The organism is Actinacidiphila paucisporea, assembly GCF_900142575.1.
Classification (GTDB): Bacteria; Actinomycetota; Actinomycetes; order Streptomycetales; family Streptomycetaceae; genus Actinacidiphila; species Actinacidiphila paucisporea.
The window spans coordinates 1-15,725 of record NZ_FRBI01000044.1; the positions used below are offsets into that span (position 1 = coordinate 1).

Genomic DNA, 15,725 nt, shown 5'->3' on the forward strand with positions numbered 1-15,725 from the left:
CCTGCCTCCAGATCGCCGCCGACCACAGACCGGTCCCCGCCGCGACCACCGCCGTTGTCGGCTATATCCGCACCGCCGTCCAGTTCGTCGACGAATGCGACATGATCATGGATCTGCCACTGCCCGCCGACGGCTTCACCGAACGCATCGAGGAGATGACCGCTGGCGTCTGAACGCACCGCCCACGACGGTCAAGTCGCTTCATCCGATGCTGTGAATCAGTGCCGAGGGATTCCAACGGCGCTGCGAGGATGTCCAGAACCGTCAACGCGGGCCGTACGTCACTCCGGTGACGTACGGCCCGCGCCGCTTCACGTACACACCGGTCGTTGTCCCCGTCGCTGACGACGGCGGCGAGGACGCGGCCAGTCCGCCAGGTCCAAGTCCCCTGAACCACGGTTCCGGCAGGAGTTCTGGGCCGGGGAGAAACACGCCGACTACAGCTACGGATGGACCGGCGCCGTCGGCGACGACTTCTACCTCGACTTCACCACCAAGGTCCGCTGGTGATGACGACCCTGGAGCGCCTGCCGTCGCCCAACCGGCGGAATGCGATGACCTGCTGAAACACAGCTCGCTGAGCGTGCGCAGTCCCGTGAAGGCTTCGATGTCTCCCGGTGCGGAGGGTCGGGGCCATGTCTCCGAGCCACGTACCTCAGTGTCCGAGCATGACTGAGGCCGAGGAGGAACCGTCCACGAGAAACCCGAGGCAGGTGCTCATACCCCGCCACTACGCTGCCGGGCATGAGCACCGCACCCCGACAGCGCTTCTCCGTACGCCTTGGTCTGTCGAGCCCTGTCGACGACGGTCTCTACGAGGGTGTCCCGGCGCACCTCCTGGCCCCTTTGCAAGCTTGGATCGAGAACCAGTTCGATGGTTACCACGATTTCGATGACTCGATGGCCGATCTCATCTGCGTGCGCCTGCGGTACATCCGGGACAGCCGTAGGTCGGCGGTTGATCAGTTGGCCTCCAGCAAGGACGTGGCGCTTCTGGACGTCGTGGACGAAGTCCTTGCGCTGCGCACAGAGGTAGATCTCAAAGGCGACACGGACGGAGCGTTGGAGTTCTGGCTCAGTGAGGGCGGTTCCGCTTACAAGGTCGCCGACGACAGTACCGGCCTGGAGTTGCGGGTGGACCCTACTGTCTCTGCGGCTACCAAAGCCACCGTTGAGGCGGCGTCGAACGAGCCGTCAGCCGGTTCAGCCTCCATGCACCTGGACTTGGCGTGGCGGGCGGCCTACGGGCTGCATCCGGATCCGGTGCGGGCGTACGCCGAGGCGATCAAGGCGGTGGAAGCCGCAGCTCACGCGGTAATTCAGCCGAATCACAAGCGGGCGACGCTCGGCACGATGCTCGGAGAGATCGGCAATGCCCGATCGAAGTTCTCCACTGCCATTGTCGCGGCGCCGTCAGGGGACCCGATCGCGGTCGTAGAGGCCATGATGCGGGCGTTGTGGGATGGGCAGACGTCCCGGCACGGCAAGCAGACCCCCACCTCACCAGAGACGGTGGAAGCGGCGCGGGCTGGAGTCCACCTGGCCGCTACGTTGGTGCAATGGTTCGTCTCGGGCACCGTAACCCGGAAGCCCTGAATCGATAGAGCGAAAGAAACTGGCTGTACTGGGAGCGGCGCCAGTTAGCTGCTCGGCTCGAGACAGCCCTCTGAGTCGGAGCTTTGGGACACCCCTCGCCCTCCAGGCTCCACGCTGTGTTCCGTCCCGCCGCACGGGACGGCCGGTGAAGTTCTCGGGCCGTCCCTTCCGTCTGGCGGGACCTGGTGCCCGCTGTGCTGTTCTGCCCGGCCGGGGTGCGGTGGTGTGGCTGGGTGACGATGGCGATAGCGAGGGTGCGGCCGGGGTCGGCGTATCGGTACTACTTCAAGAGCGTGGCGGTGGGCGACGGCGGCCGGGAGCGTGGGGTGCCGTTGCCGGTCGGCCAGGAGGTGGCCGGGGTGCCGGCGGGGGAGTGGACCGGGCGCGGGGCGCGGCTGCTGGGGCTGTCGGGTGAGGTGACCGAGGCGGAGATGGAGGCGCTGTTCGGGCAGGGCCTGCATCCGCATCCGGAGATCCTGACCCCCGGCGCCATCGAGAGCGAAGTGCCAGCGGTGCGGCTGGGGCGGGCGTTCATCCGCCCGACGTACGACGACGACCAGGACCACGGCCAGGAGCCGGGGGAGCCGGAAGCGGTGGTGCCGGACGACGACGGCAAGGTGCCGGAGCGTCGGCGGAAGATGAACCGGGGGCCGGTCACTGCGTTCGATCTGGTGCCGCGGCCACCGGCGTCGGTGTCGCTGCTGCGGGCACTGGGGGACGACGCGACCGTCGCCGCGATCGACGCCAGTCACGATGTCGCGGTCGCGGACACGCTGGCGTGGCTGGAGGACGAAGCGGTCGTCGTGTACTGCGGGCCGGGCGGCATCCGGTGGGAGCGGCCGGTCGGCGGACTTGTCGTTGCACGGTTCCGGCACCACGACTCCCGTCACCGGATGCCGCTGCTGCACGACCACCTGGTGGTGTCGGTGAAGGTGCTGCGCGCCGACGGCAAGTGGGGCCACCTGGACTCACGGCGGCTGTACTCGCACGTGGTGGCGGCAGGGGCCCTGTACAACCAGCGGGTGCTGGAAGAGGTCTGCGACCGGCTCGGGCTGGCTACCGAGCCGCGCACGCCCACGCCGGGCCTGCGGCCGGTGATGGAGATCGCGGGGGTGCCGCCGGAGCTGATCGACTGGACGGCCACCCGGCAGCGCGACACCGTCGTACTGCTGGAGCAGGCGGAAGCGCAGTACACCGCCGACCATGGCTACCCGCCCACCGCGCGGGTGCGCAGCCGGCTGATGAAGCGGGCCGCGGACGACAGCCGCCCGGCGAAGAAGACACCGCTGCCGCTGAGCGAGCTGCGCCGCCGCTGGCGGGCCGACGCGATCCGCCGGTTCGGCGCCGCGATCGTCGACGGGCTGCTCGCGCTGTGCCGCCGCGCCGCGGCCGCCATCCGCGCCGCGTGGCCCACCCCGGCCGGGACCGAACCCTGCGGCGTCGACGTGGGCCTGGTGGCCGTCGATGTCGCCGCGATCGTCTACACCCACCGTGAGCACTTCCGCCGCCGGCACCTCCTGGCAGAAGGCCGCCGCCACCTTGCCCGCGAGTTGCGCGGCCGCCGCGCCGCTCCCGGCTTGGATAACCAGATCGTGGACGCGGCGATCGGTACGCACTGCGTCGGCATCACCCCGCCCCCGGTGGCGGGCAGCCGCCCGCGACCGCCCGGTCACACCGCCTACACCGCCATCTGGCACCCGCCGCTGACCGCCCGCGTAGACCGCTTCGAGCCGGTGGAGGACGTCGTGCCGCAGCTGAGCGTCCACGCCCGGGCGGTGGCCACCAGCATCCGCCTGCAGGCCCTTGTGCGGGCCTCCAGGACCCCGGCCGGACCCGTCCAGCTGGCCCGCGCCGCACCTGCGGGCAAGCCTTCGCCGCAGGACCAGGAGAGCGCCGTGGCGGTGTACGAGCAGCTGCAGTTCGCCGATCCGGCTGACGTGGACGACGACGGCCAGGAGGACCAGGAGCAGCAGCTGGTGCTCTCCCCGGAGTGGCTGGCGTGGCTCGAGGAACTGCAGCGCAGGATCGGCGAACTCGCCCGCGAGACAGCGAAAGCCAAGCCGAGCGAGCACCGCGGCGAGACCGCGACGTCGCCGCGCCAACCCGGCTACCTGCCGCACCGCTGAGGCCCCGTCCGGTCGTCGCGCTGCTTGCCCAGGGGCCTTGCAGGCGCGGCGGCCTCAAGTCTCGGGCGGATCGGAGTCGCTGTCACGGGGAGCGGGTGGCAGTGGACCCGGGCTGGGCTCAGCTGGTCCCCCACGTCCCTTCAATTCTTGGTAGGTGATGATCAACCGCAATTTGACTTCGGGTTCTGCTATCTGATCCAGGGTGGCGATGAACTTCTCCTCAAGTGGATCTCCCTTTCGTTGCCGGATGTGCTCCAAAGCCAGGTTGACGATGGGGACGGCGATAAATGAGACCAGGGCGATGAGGGCGAGGACGATCACAGCCCACCAGGGCGCTCCCAGTACGGAGCCCAGGACGGCGGCCGGCGGCGCCGCCAGGACGCCTTTGACTGAGGTGGGGGAGAGGAGGCTCACCAGGTGTGCCCTTCTGGCACACGGCGGCCCTGCCGCCTCGTGCCTGACAAGCCGACTGCGGCCGGCGGTGACAAGGAGAGGCGGCGCGCAGGCGCCACGGCGTGAGGGCACGCCGAAGACCGGCGTGGCGAAAGGCCATGCCGGTGTGTTTTAAAGTGGTTCCAAAAAATGCCCGACGGAGGGCACAAAACCCCGATGCGGAAATTCCGGGGAGGTTTTAGCGGGGGAGGTTTTCGAGATTTTGGGCGCGGTGGCTTATTATCGCTCGTTAATAAAACGAGTGATAATCAGGCTCCCGCTCGTTCTCGTCAAATCTCTACCTGCACGCTTTCCTTCGGCAGGGCCTGCCCGTGTGCGGGCACGCCTGACTTGGGGGCGAGTATGCCTCAAGGCTCGTCTGTCCGATGTGCGACACGCGCATAAGCGGCGAGCCGGTGCTTGCGGAGTCCCCGGCACCGGGCCTTCGGCCCAAGAGCCGGGAAGGCAACGGGAGTTCCCAGCCTTCGGGCATACCTCTGCCGCTGGCAGCATGGTTGCGCTAAATTTTGCAAGCAGCAAACCCGCAGGTCAGATGGGGTGTGGCTTCGGGAGCCTGGAACTGCTGCCCAGTGATCGTCAACCGTGGGGGCGACAGCCTCTCGCAGCGGACGGTCGGGCCGGCACATCGGAACCCAACCTCGGGCTTTCACGAGGCGGTCTGTCCGAAGCTTGATCACAAAAGCGAGAAGTGCTCCTGACCTGGAACGATAGGACTTGTCGAGGGTCCAGATCGTGCCATGGAAAGAAGCACTTCTCAGGTGAAGAAGCGTATCGGGTCGTACCCGCGTGTCCGTATCGAGGGCGGCGGCCGGGCGGTGGTCTCGCAGGCCGGGGGCGTGCTGCTGGTCGAGACCGTCCGCAAGGCCGGCTTGGACACCGCGATATCCGCGGCGCTGGCGCCGTGGCGGAAGGCTCGGGCGGTGCACGATCCGGGCAAGATCGTGCTGGATGTGGCCCTGGCGGTCGCGCTGGGCGGGGATTGCCTCGCGGATGTCGCGATGCTGCGGGCCGAGCCGGCCGTGTTCGGGCCGGTGGCCTCCGACCCGACGGTCTCCCGTCTCATCGACACCCTCGCGGCGGCCGGACCGAAGGCCCTGACCGCGGTCCGTGCCGCGTGGGCTGAAGCCCGCCACCGTGTCTGGCGGTTGGCCGGCCGGGAAGCGCCTGACGCGGACGGGACGGTGACCGTCGACCTCGACGGGGTGCTGGTGATCGCGCACTCCGACAAGGAGGACGCCGCACCGACGTGGAAGCGCACCTACGGCCACCACCCGCTGATGGGGTTCGTCGACCACGGAAGCGGCGGCACGGGTGAACCGGTCGCGGCCCTGCTCAGACCAGGCAACGCCGGATCGAACACGGCCGCCGATCACATCACCGCCACCCAACTGGCCTTGGCCCAGCTGCCGGAGAAGTACCGGCGCGGGCGCCGGACCCTGATCCGCACCGATTCCGCGGGCGGCACTCACGACTTCGTCGCCTGGCTCGCCCGGCGGGGGCGGTGGCTGTCCTACTCGGTCGGCATGGTGATCACAGAGCAGGTCCACCAGCATGTGCTGAAGGTTCCGGCATCGGCCTGGACGGCGGCCGTCGAGGCGAACGGCGAGATCCGTGACGGTGCCTGGGTCGCTGAACTCACCGGCGACGTTCTGGACGGCTGGCCGGAGGGCATGCGGCTGATCGTCAGGAAGGAACGACCCCATCCTGGGGCCCAGTTGCGGCTCACGGATGCGGACGGTATGCGGCTGACCTGCTTCGCCACCAACACCCCTGGCCGGCCGATCGCCGAGCTCGAACTCCGTCACCGGCTGCGGGCCCGGGCCGAGGACCGCATTCGCGCCGCTCGGGCCACCGGCCTGCGGAACCTGCCGTTGCACCGCACGGCCCAGAACCGGATCTGGCTGGAGATCGTCCAGCTCGCCCTCGACCTTCTGGCGTGGATGCCGATGCTCGCCCTGGCCGGCGAAATCCGCAGGTGGGAGCCCCGCCGGCTACGGCTTCGACTGTTCTCCACAGCCGGACAGTTCGTGACCACCGGCCGTCGGCGGATCCTTCGCCTGGCCCGGCACTGGCCCTGGACCGGTCACATCACCGCGGCCCTCGACCGGCTCACTCAACTGCCCGACCCTGGCTGACCAGCAGATTCCGGTCCCTACGACAGCAGCCCAACACCCGGAACAGTGGAACCCGGCGCCACCCCGAGACGACACTCGGGTCTTCGGCCTGCACCACCTCACCCCACAGCACGAAAACGGTCCACCGACTCCGTCGGCGGACCGTCACGAAACTTCGAGGCTAAGCGCTCGGAACCGTCGCAAAAGTGTTGTATATCACATGGGAGCGATAGGAATAATGCATATTTTCCGCCGCTGTCGCGGCAATCGGATCGCGTCGCGCCGGCTGCATCAGTTGCGTGTTGTACATGTCTCGCCTGGTGGGACGTGCCCGCCGTGATCGTGGGTTCTTCGGTGGCCAACCTGACTACACCTGCCGGAGTGGGCTGAGGCCAGTGTCACGACGTGTTCGAAATGGGTGCCGTGACTGCCAGGCTGAAAATCTACTACCGATATTTCTGACACCGGCTGAAATACTGTCGATTCGATCTGTAACTCACTGATCATTTGATGCCCGGGGGGGCACCGTATGGGGTTTCGGCGTTTCAGGCTGTTTTCAGCTGGGTTAGTCCTTGCTCTGCTTGCCGGGCTGTTGTCCCTGGTTCCGTCAGCCGCCGTGTCGGCGGCCGCGCCACCAGGGCAGACGTCAGCATTGGTGGCGGGGCCAAGGCCCGCGAAGGCGCAGGTCCCGATGACGCTGGCGCAGCGCCGGGTGCAGGTCGCGGGAGACCGGAAGAGCGCGTCGTCCGCAGTGGTCGCCATCGCCCGGACGGTGGTCTCGGCGCACGGTCGGCCGACGGTCGCGACGGTGAACGGCAGCGTCAGGACCTCGCGTGCGACCGCCGAGAAGGACGTAGGAAAGGCCATCGGGGGTGCGGGGAAGAGCCCCGCATCGCCGAAGGCGGCTGCCGGGGTGGGGGTGTGGGGCGTTCCGAACGCTGTTGTTGTGTCGGGGCCGGGAGGTGATCCGCGGTCCTGGTCGGACACCGAGGCGAACCCCGGAACGTTCAACAACGGCATTGTCATCCCGGGCGAGTCGGTGACGGTCTCGGCGAATATCTGGAACTCCGAGAACGCCTACGACTCGACAGTCGGCTACTACCTCGATCCGCAGTACCAGGTGCACGTCACCTATGAGTTCTCCGGATGCGGGACGGACACCACCGTCGACCTCGGCCAGACCGTGACCGCGCATTCCGGCTACACGCGGCTCAACGGTTCGAACGGCGGGCCGACGCCGGCCCCGCCGCGGGTGTCGGCGACGTTCACCGTGCCGACCGACTGCCTGACGACCTTCTCGAAACTGTTCAGCGCGAAGGTGATCGGCACGGTCACTGACGCGGGCGGTTCGAGCGGCGCGGTGCCCGTCATTTCTTACGCCTTCCCCGGTGTGACCGCGGATCAGGTCCGCGGCGGCCGCTGCGGTGACACCGCGTCGGGCGCGACCCGCCCCCAGGCGCTGGTGTGCGACCCGGTGAACACCGCGAGCGGCGCGTTTTCCGAAGTGTTCACGGACGCGGCGGTGCCCGCTCCGGGCGTCGCCTTCAGCCTGAACCGCGGCTACTCCTCCAACGACACGGTCGCGGGTGCGCTGGGCACCGGCTGGACGCTGCCATGGGAGACCGCCCTGACGGTGGCGTCCAACGGGGACGTCACACTCCGGGACGAGAACGGCGCGCTCTACACCTACACCAAAACCTCCAGCGGCACGTTCACGACCCCGCTGCTGAGCCGCTCCGCGCTGGCGGCGGTCTCCGGCGGCTACACCTTGACGACCCTGGACGGGCAGAAGCTCGCCTTCAACGCGGTCGGACAGCTCACCAGCAGGGTGGACCGGTCCGGTCAGGGGCTGGCCGTCGGGTACTCCGGTGGCCGGCCAGCCAGCGTGACGGATGCCGCAGGCCGGGTGGTGACCCTGGCGTACAGCGGCGACAAGCTGAGCAGGGCCACCCTGGCCGACGGCCGGCACGTCGACTACGCCTACACCGGCGCCCTTCTGACCACCGTCACCGCCACGGACGGCAAGGCCACCACCTACGGCTACGACACCGCCGGACGCCTCGCCTCGGTCAAGGACCCGCTGTCGAACTACCTGACACGCAACACCTATGACTCCGCCGGGCGGGTCACCACACAGACCGACGCGAACGGCAACGCGACCACGTTCTCCTACCCGGCGGGCGAGACAGACGTCACCGGCCCGGACGGCGCCGTGTGGAGCGACCTGTACGACGCCGGGGTGCTCGTCGCCCGCTACGACCCCTTCGGCAACAAGGCGTTCTACGGGTACGACGAAGACGGCAACCGCACCTCCGTACTCGACCCGCTCAGCGTGCAGGTCGTCGACACCTACGACTCCTCCGGCCGACTGCTCAGCCACGCGGACGGGGCCGCCGACACGCAGAAGTGGACCTACTCCGCGGGGTACGTCGCCACCTACACCGACGGCCGCTCGAACCAGACCATCTACGGCTACGACAGCGCAGGACACCTCACGTCCACCACCGACCCTGCCGGCGGCGTCACGAACCTGACGTACACCGCGGCCGGGCGGCCCGCCACGGTGACCACGCCGCGCGGCGAGACGACGACCTACAGCTACGACGGGGCCGGAAACGTCACAACGGTCACCTCCCCGCTCGGCGGGAAAGCCGTCTTCACCTACGACTCCGCCGGGCGGCTACTCACCGACACAGAACCAGGCAGTGCAGTCACCACCTACGGCTACGACGCAGCAGGCCGCGTCACCTCCACCACCGACGCCCGCAACGGAACCACCACCTACACCTACGACGGAGCCGGCCGCGCGCTGACCGTCGTCGACCCGCTCGGCGCGACCACGACCTACGGCTACGACGCGGCAGGCCAGCTCACCTCCACCACCGACCCGGCAGGGACCAGCACCCGCACCTACAACAGCGCCGGCCTGCTGACCTCGGCCACCGACCCGCTCGGCGCGACCACCTCCTACGGCTACGACAAGGCCCACCACCTGATCAGCAAGACCACCCCGCGGGGCAACGCCACCGGAGCAAACAAGGCCGCCTACACCTGGACCTACGGCTACGACACCGCCGGGAACCAGACCACCGTCTCCGACCCGACCGGGGCGACCACCGCCACAACCTACGACTACGCACGGCGGCCGCTCACCGTCACCGACCCGCTGAACCGGAAGTCCAGCTACACCTACGACGGCGACGGCAACGTCACCAAGATCGTCAACCCGCTCAACCAGAGCACCCGCTGGACGTACGACAAGAACAACAACGTCACCACCGTCACCAACGGACGCCTCAACGCGACCACATACGGCTACGACGCCGACGGCAACCTGACCTCCACCACATCCCCGCTGGGCGAGAAGACGACCTACACCGTCGACGCCGACGGCCGCCGGGACAGCGCGACCGACCCGCGGGGCAACGTCGCGGGAGCGAACAAGGCCGCCTACACCTGGACCTACGGCTACGACGCAGTCGGAAAGCCCGTCAGCGTCACCGATCCGACCGGCGCGAACTCGCGACGCGGCTACGACGCCGCAGGCAACCTCACCTCCGCCACCGACGAACTGGGCCACGCCACCACCTACGCCTACGACGCCGACAACCGGCTCACCTCCGTCACCGCGCCCGACAACGGGGTCACCGCATATGTCTACGACGCACTCGGCAACCTCACCAAGCGCACGGACCCCAACACCCACGCCACGACCTACGCCTACGACGCCGACCAGCAACTGACAAAGGTCACCGACTCGCTGGGCCGCTCCGACACGTACAGCTACGACCTCGACGGCAACCGCAAGACGACCACCGACGCCCGCGGCCAGACGACGACCACCGCCTACAACGGCATCGGGCTGCCCACCGGGACGACGTACAGCGACGGCACCCCCGCAGTCGGCTACACCTACGACGCGGCCGGCCAGATCACCGCCGTCACCGACGCAACCGGCAGCCGGACGTTCACCTACAACGCCCTGGGCCGTCCGCTCACCGTGTCCGCTCCCGGCAGCACCACCCCATTCACCTACACCTACGACGCGGCCGGCAACGTCACGGGCCGCACCTACCCGGACGGCGCCCAGGCCACCTTCACGTACAACAACGACGAGCAGATCACCGACCAGAGCGCCAACTCGGCCACCGCCAAGTACGCCTACGACCCGGCCGGCAACCTCACCACCACAACGCTGCCCACCGCCAACGGGTACATCGAATCCCGCAGCTACGACGGCGCCGGCCACCTGGCCACCGTAGCCTCCGCCAAAGCCGGCGCCACACTGTCCAGTTGGACCGCCACCCGGGACGCCGCCGGTCAGCCGACCAAGGTGACCGCCACCCGCGCCGGCATCACGGTCCAGCCAGTCGGCTACACCTACGACGCGAACGGCCGGCTCCAGTCGGAGTGCGCTGCCCCGGCTGGCTCGACCGGCTGCCCGACCGGCGCCACGAAAACCGCCTACACCTACGACAAGGCCGGCAACCGACTGACGAAGGCCACCGGCACCGTCGGCTCCACCACCACCAGCACCGTCTACACCTACGACGCGGCCGACGAACTAGCCAAGACGGTGACCGGCTCCACGACCACCTCCTACGGCTACGACGCCGACGGCAACCAGACCACCGCCGGGGCCAACACCTTCACCTACAACGCCGCCAACCAGCTCTCCGGCGCCACCGCCGGCTCCAACACCTACAAGTTCACCTACGACGCCGACGGCAACCGCACGAGGACGACGGCCAACGGCGCGCTCTCCCGCACCACGTACTGGGACATCAACAACCCGCTCCCGCAGATCGCCGACGAGACGAACGGCTCCGGCGCGCTGATCGCCGACTACCGCTACGACCCGCTCGGTGAGCCGCAGGCGCTGCACAACGCCGCCGGCACCTTCTACGACCACCACGACCTGTCCGGCTCCGTCACCGACCTGACCAGCTCGGCCGGCGTCGACCAGTACCGATACTCCTACGACGCCTATGGCAACACAACCGCCACCAGCGCCTGGTCAGCGGGGCGCCCGCCAACCCCTTCGGGTACACCGGCCAGTACCAGGACCCCAACGGCTCGGCGTTCGGCTACCAGCTGCGAGCCCGCAGCTACAGCCCCACCACCGGCCGCTTCACCAGCACCGACCCGCTCGACCGGTCGACCGGCGACCCATACACCTCAGCCTACGCCTACGCCGACGACCGCCCGACCGTGCTATCCGACCCGTCCGGCGCCTGCCCGCTGTGCGTCAGCGCGGGGATCGGCGCCCTCACCGGGGCCGTCATCGGCGGCGTCTCCTACACCGTCGGCCACCAGGACGACTTCAGCTGGCAAAGCCTCGCCGGGGCCACCGGGAAGGGAGCGGTCGAAGGCGGCATCGCCGGCCTGCTCATCCCGGGCGCGGGCACCAGCGTCAGCGAACTCCTCGGGCTCGAAGGCGGCCTGCGGACCATCACCTCGCTCACGGTCAACAGCCTGGTCGGCGCTGGCTTCACGTGGGCGGTCAACACCGTCGAGTGCCGATCCACCACCCCGCAGGACCTGCTGTGGGGCGCGCTGTTCGGCGCCGCGGGCGACCTGGCCCCGCAGTTCGCCCGCGTACTGCGGGAAGGGAACTGGCGCAACCTCCCGTGGAGCTCCGACGCCGGATCACTCAGCACTGGCGACGAACCGCGCCTGTGGCCCAATAACCAAGACGAATCCCGACAGAACGCCGAGCTGAAGGGTGCCCGCGACCGTGGCATCAACCCCCGGGCGCTGCCCGACGGAGGCGGCCTCGACGCCCTCAGGGCCGAGATCGGCAGTTCCGACCACTTCAAGTGGGCCGTCGTTCCGAACGCCAGTGGCCGCATGAGCCTTAAGGCCATGCCCTGGAGTGCGGGCGGCAACGGGTGGACGAACTCGGAACTGGCGCACACCGTGCTCGCCGGAAAGGGCGGCGGAGTCTACGCGGCTGGCGAAGGCCGGATCCTTCCGGACGGGGCGGTGGTCATCGCCCACCAGAGCGGCCACTTCACACCGGACGTGTCCACTCTCCAGATCGCCAAGACCGCCTTCAAGAGAGCCGGCATCGACGTGTCACTGGTCGAGGACCTCGACGAATGGGAGATCTTCTACGGCTAGCCTCATCCGACCGGTCCGGCAGGCCACCTGACCGGGCCGGCCTGAACGTCCGACAGCACGCACGCACGAAACAGAAATGAGTGAACCGGTATGCCGGTACCGAACCCGTCAACAAGAATCCCGGAGATCCGGCGACTGGTCCGCTCATCCGACGTCGGCGCCGACCGCGACCGGTGGCTGGCGCTGATCGCCGAATGCAACGCCTTTCTCTCGGTGATCAGCTCCGCCGAGGACGCACACGCCGAAGAATGGGCCCAGGCGTTCCTGGAGGTCCTCGTGGCCGCTCAGGAACGCCGCGCCCTGCATTTCCCCACCCAGATCCTCAAACGCCGCATCCTGCTCCACGACGCGTCCATCAGCCTGTTCGGCGTCCGGCCGGGCGATCCGCTGACCGACCCGGACCTCATCTGGCACTGGTTCACCGAAAGCCTCGGATTCGGCCCCGCCGAGTACCGGCATCTCCTCGCTGCGGCGTCCTCCCCAGAGAGGCCGCCGGACGACCCCGCTCGGCTGAGGGACCTGTGGGTGGCCGCAGCGATCCGCGAAGCCGTCCTCGACCTCCGGCGCATCGCCCCCGCAATCACCGATGAGGCGCTCCGCGACACGTCGGAGGAGTGGCGGAGGGCCGTGGTGGCCGCCGCCCCCAGACGGCCCACGCCCCCCGGCTGACGGAGCGACTGCTTGCCCGGATATCTCAACCTATACGGGCAACTGGGCAGAAGGCAAAGCATCACAAAGTGAGCTGCTCTGTGTTTCGTGGAGTCCCTGAAGCCTGGGTTACGATCCAGGCGTAAGGAGAACCACGAGCTGTGCCAGCACCACGTAAGTACCCCGATGAACTCCGCGAGCGCGCGATCCGTGAGGTTCGCTCGACCGGTCGTCCCATCGCGCACGTCGCCCGCGACCTCGGCATCCACAAGGAGGCTCTGCGCGGCTGGGTCCGCCAGGCCGAGGCGGACGCCGGTGAACGCGACGACCGGCTGACGACTGCCGAGCGCGACGAGTTGAGGGAACTCCGCAAGGAAAACGCCGAGTTGAGGCGGGCGAACGAGATCCTCAAGGCCGCCTCGGTGTTTTTTGCCCAGGAGATCGACCGTCCCCGGACGAGGCCGAGCAGGTGATCGACCACCTGCGTGACAAGGGCCTCGGGGTCGATCCCGTCTGCCGGGTGCTGGAACTGTCGCCTTCGACGTACTTCGCGCGCAAGACGCGGCCGAAGTCGACCCGTCGGCTTCGTGACGAAGAACTGATACCGCTGGTCACGGCCGCGTGGGAGGACTCCGGACGCACCTACGGGGCCCGCCGGGTCACCCGCGCCCTCGTCCGCGCCGGCCACCGCGTCGCCCGCTGCGCGGTCGAGCGGCTCATGGGCGACCTCGGCATCGAAGGCGTGATCCGCGGGCAACGCCGCCGCACCACGATCCCCGAGCCGGCCGCGCCGCGCCCGCCGGACCTGGTCAACCGCCTCTTCACGGCCGAACGGCCCAACCAGTTGTGGCTTGCCGACCTGACCTACATCCGGACCTGGTCGGGGTGGGTCTACGTCGCGTTCGTCTTGGACGCGTACTCCCGTCGGATCGTGGGTTGGCAGGCCGCCACGCACATGCGCACCGACCTTCCGCTGGATGCGCTGGAAATGGCGCTGTGGCGGCAGAAGATCAAGAAGGACGCCGACCTCATCCACCACAGCGACAGAGGGTCGCAATACGTGTCCATTCGGTATACGGAGCGTCTTGCCGAGGTCGGCGCCTCAGCGTCGGTCGGCTCCGTCGCGGACTCGTACGACAACGCGATGGCCGAGGCCCTGAACGGCACGTTCAAGGCTGAGTTGATTGAATATCAGGGGCCGTGGCGCGACTTCGACGAGGTCGAGCGGGCCGTCTTCCAGTGGGTCGCGTGGTACAACAGTGAACGACTCCACTCCGCCCTCGGCTACGTGCCACCCGACGAGTACGAGCAGACGTACTGGGCGCAACTGGAACAAGCCCCGCAGACCGCTTGATCACACGATCGCGGACTCTACGAAACTCGGGGCAGCTCACACCCTCGGGCGACGTCATTTCTGGTAAACATCCAGGGCACTCAAGATCGCCAACTGCTGCTCAAACCGTTGGCTAATCGCTGCTACTTCAAGTGAACGAAGCCAGTCACGAAAGATCGACGTTAGCGGCCGTTCAGCGGTCCGCTCGGTGAATGGAACATCCGCATCTGCTCCAACTGACCGCTTGCCTGCTCGCTGATCCGCTGGAGAGCCTCACGCCGGATCAGGTCACGTGTCGCGCCGGAATGCGCCTCGTTGCTTTCCTCGATCGACACGACAGATTGCAGGATCTGCTTCAGGGGCGACCACGGCGGCACCTTCTTCACTTTGCCGCCGACGATCACCCAGCCACCGGCATCCTCGCTCACGCCGTCGAGCACCACCGCCGGCCCCGCCTTGGGGTGGCGGTCGCGCTGGACGGTCACGCCGATGGTGGCGACGTGACCCGCGAGGTCGATATCGGTGACCTCGACCTCTATGAGGTGGCCCAGCTTGTCGGCCGGATCACCAAGGCGGAAGGCGTCGCCTACGGTGAGGCCTTGGCTTCCCGAGACCCCTGATTGCAGGTACGAGATTCCGTCCTGCAGCGCATGCACCAGTACGACGGGTTGCCCGATGGCAGCATCCCAGGCTTCAGGCACGCGGAATTCGACGAAATAGCCACCGGCCAACGCCATGAGGTACCCGGGGAGGTCGTGTCGGTGCAGTGGGCGCAACTGCACTGTGTATCGGTACACATCCTCCTCGGGCGCCCAGACCCGGCTTTGGTCGCCCCATCCTCGGCCCCACATATTCGCGGCGTTGAGCCCCGGGCCGATAGTGAAGAGAAGACTGCCGCGCCTGTCCCGCTCGGTGTAGTACGGGTGCGGAGCCATATAGGTGTTCGCCGCACTCATCACGTCCCAGGGGTCCATGTAGGGTTGCGTCGATCCTTCGATCCTGGAATGGATCAACCCGTACCTATGGCCCATCTCCTGGCCGAGCAGGCTCGGCGGAAAAGAATCACCACCGCAGACTGCCCCGTCCGCGCCACCGAACAGATCTGACGGCCAGTTTGTGACCACGAGAACCGAGAAGTACGGGGTCAGGTCGATGCCGTTGGCCACTGCCGCCGCGCGAGCCCATGCGATGAGATCACTGCGGCCTTTCTGGTTTCCCCCGGAGCCCTGGTAGTCGGATTTCCGCTTGCCCAACGGAAGCCAGCCGAAGACGGCCGAACCACTGAGGTCCAGACTTCCGTGGGACATTTCGCGGAAGTAGTCGACCATGTTG

8 protein-coding genes and 2 pseudogenes are annotated in these 15,725 nt (G+C 68.1%); 8 read left to right on the top strand and 2 right to left on the bottom strand.

Annotation, left to right across the window (positions count from 1 at the left end; all coding sequences use genetic code 11):
- The first annotated feature begins 744 nt into the window (after window positions 1–744).
- Window positions 745–1,596, top strand: coding sequence for a hypothetical protein (locus BUE44_RS39060; RefSeq protein WP_235002746.1), 852 nt, complete (start codon window positions 745–747; stop codon window positions 1,594–1,596).
- 239 nt (window positions 1,597–1,835) lie between these two features.
- Complete coding sequence (mobF, locus tag BUE44_RS34100; protein ID WP_235002748.1) at window positions 1,836–3,722, top strand: MobF family relaxase; 1,887 nt, start codon at window positions 1,836–1,838, stop codon at window positions 3,720–3,722.
- A gap of 54 nt (window positions 3,723–3,776) precedes the next feature.
- Here mobF and BUE44_RS37275 read toward each other — a convergent pair whose 3' ends face one another.
- Window positions 3,777–4,136, bottom strand: a complete 360-nt coding sequence (locus BUE44_RS37275; protein WP_073502911.1) for a hypothetical protein — start codon at window positions 4,134–4,136, stop codon at window positions 3,777–3,779.
- 797 nt (window positions 4,137–4,933) lie between these two features.
- On the opposite strand from BUE44_RS37275, the gene BUE44_RS34110 reads away from it, so the two are divergent.
- The 6 genes and pseudogenes from BUE44_RS34110 (at window position 4,934) to BUE44_RS34135 (ending at window position 14,414) form a co-directional block, all read left to right on the top strand.
- Window positions 4,934–6,310, top strand: a complete 1,377-nt coding sequence (locus BUE44_RS34110; protein ID WP_073502912.1) for an IS1380 family transposase — start codon at window positions 4,934–4,936, stop codon at window positions 6,308–6,310.
- 670 nt (window positions 6,311–6,980) lie between these two features.
- Window positions 6,981–7,967, top strand: a pseudogene (locus BUE44_RS39925) (DUF6531 domain-containing protein); the annotation flags it as partial.
- A 3,335-nt stretch (window positions 7,968–11,302) separates the two neighbouring features.
- Window positions 11,303–11,461: pseudogene (locus tag BUE44_RS39930) on the top strand (RHS repeat-associated core domain-containing protein); the annotation flags it as partial.
- A gap of 693 nt (window positions 11,462–12,154) precedes the next feature.
- Entirely contained in the window at window positions 12,155–12,412 is a 258-nt protein-coding gene (locus tag BUE44_RS38160) for a hypothetical protein (RefSeq protein ID WP_200804614.1), read from the top strand.
- A gap of 90 nt (window positions 12,413–12,502) precedes the next feature.
- The gene (locus BUE44_RS34125) at window positions 12,503–13,081 is read left to right on the top strand and encodes a hypothetical protein (RefSeq protein WP_073502915.1); all 579 of its coding nucleotides are present in this window, start codon (window positions 12,503–12,505) and stop codon (window positions 13,079–13,081) included.
- A gap of 140 nt (window positions 13,082–13,221) precedes the next feature.
- Window positions 13,222–14,414, top strand: a protein-coding gene (locus BUE44_RS34135) for an IS3 family transposase (RefSeq protein WP_107415941.1) whose coding sequence is annotated in 2 segments (ribosomal slippage) — window positions 13,222–13,486 and window positions 13,486–14,414 — 1,194 coding nt in all. Because the reading frame shifts where the segments join, the coding sequence is not laid out codon by codon here.
- A 161-nt stretch (window positions 14,415–14,575) separates the two neighbouring features.
- On the opposite strand, the gene BUE44_RS34140 is transcribed toward BUE44_RS34135, so the two are convergent.
- Window positions 14,576–15,721: a hypothetical protein gene (locus tag BUE44_RS34140; protein ID WP_073502918.1), complete on the bottom strand. Its 1,146-nt coding sequence runs from the start codon at window positions 15,719–15,721 to the stop codon at window positions 14,576–14,578.
- Window positions 15,722–15,725: the final 4 nt, after the last annotated feature.

Coding starts and splice junctions, on each gene's coding strand:
- BUE44_RS39060 (WP_235002746.1), top strand. CDS start 745: ATGAGCACCGCACCCCGACAGCGCTTCTCCGTACGCCTTGGTCTGTCG.
- mobF (WP_235002748.1), top strand. CDS start 1,836: ATGGCGATAGCGAGGGTGCGGCCGGGGTCGGCGTATCGGTACTACTTC.
- BUE44_RS38160 (WP_200804614.1), top strand. CDS start 12,155: ATGCCCTGGAGTGCGGGCGGCAACGGGTGGACGAACTCGGAACTGGCG.
- BUE44_RS34125 (WP_073502915.1), top strand. CDS start 12,503: ATGCCGGTACCGAACCCGTCAACAAGAATCCCGGAGATCCGGCGACTG.
- BUE44_RS34140 (WP_073502918.1), bottom strand. CDS start 15,721: ATGGTCGACTACTTCCGCGAAATGTCCCACGGAAGTCTGGACCTCAGT.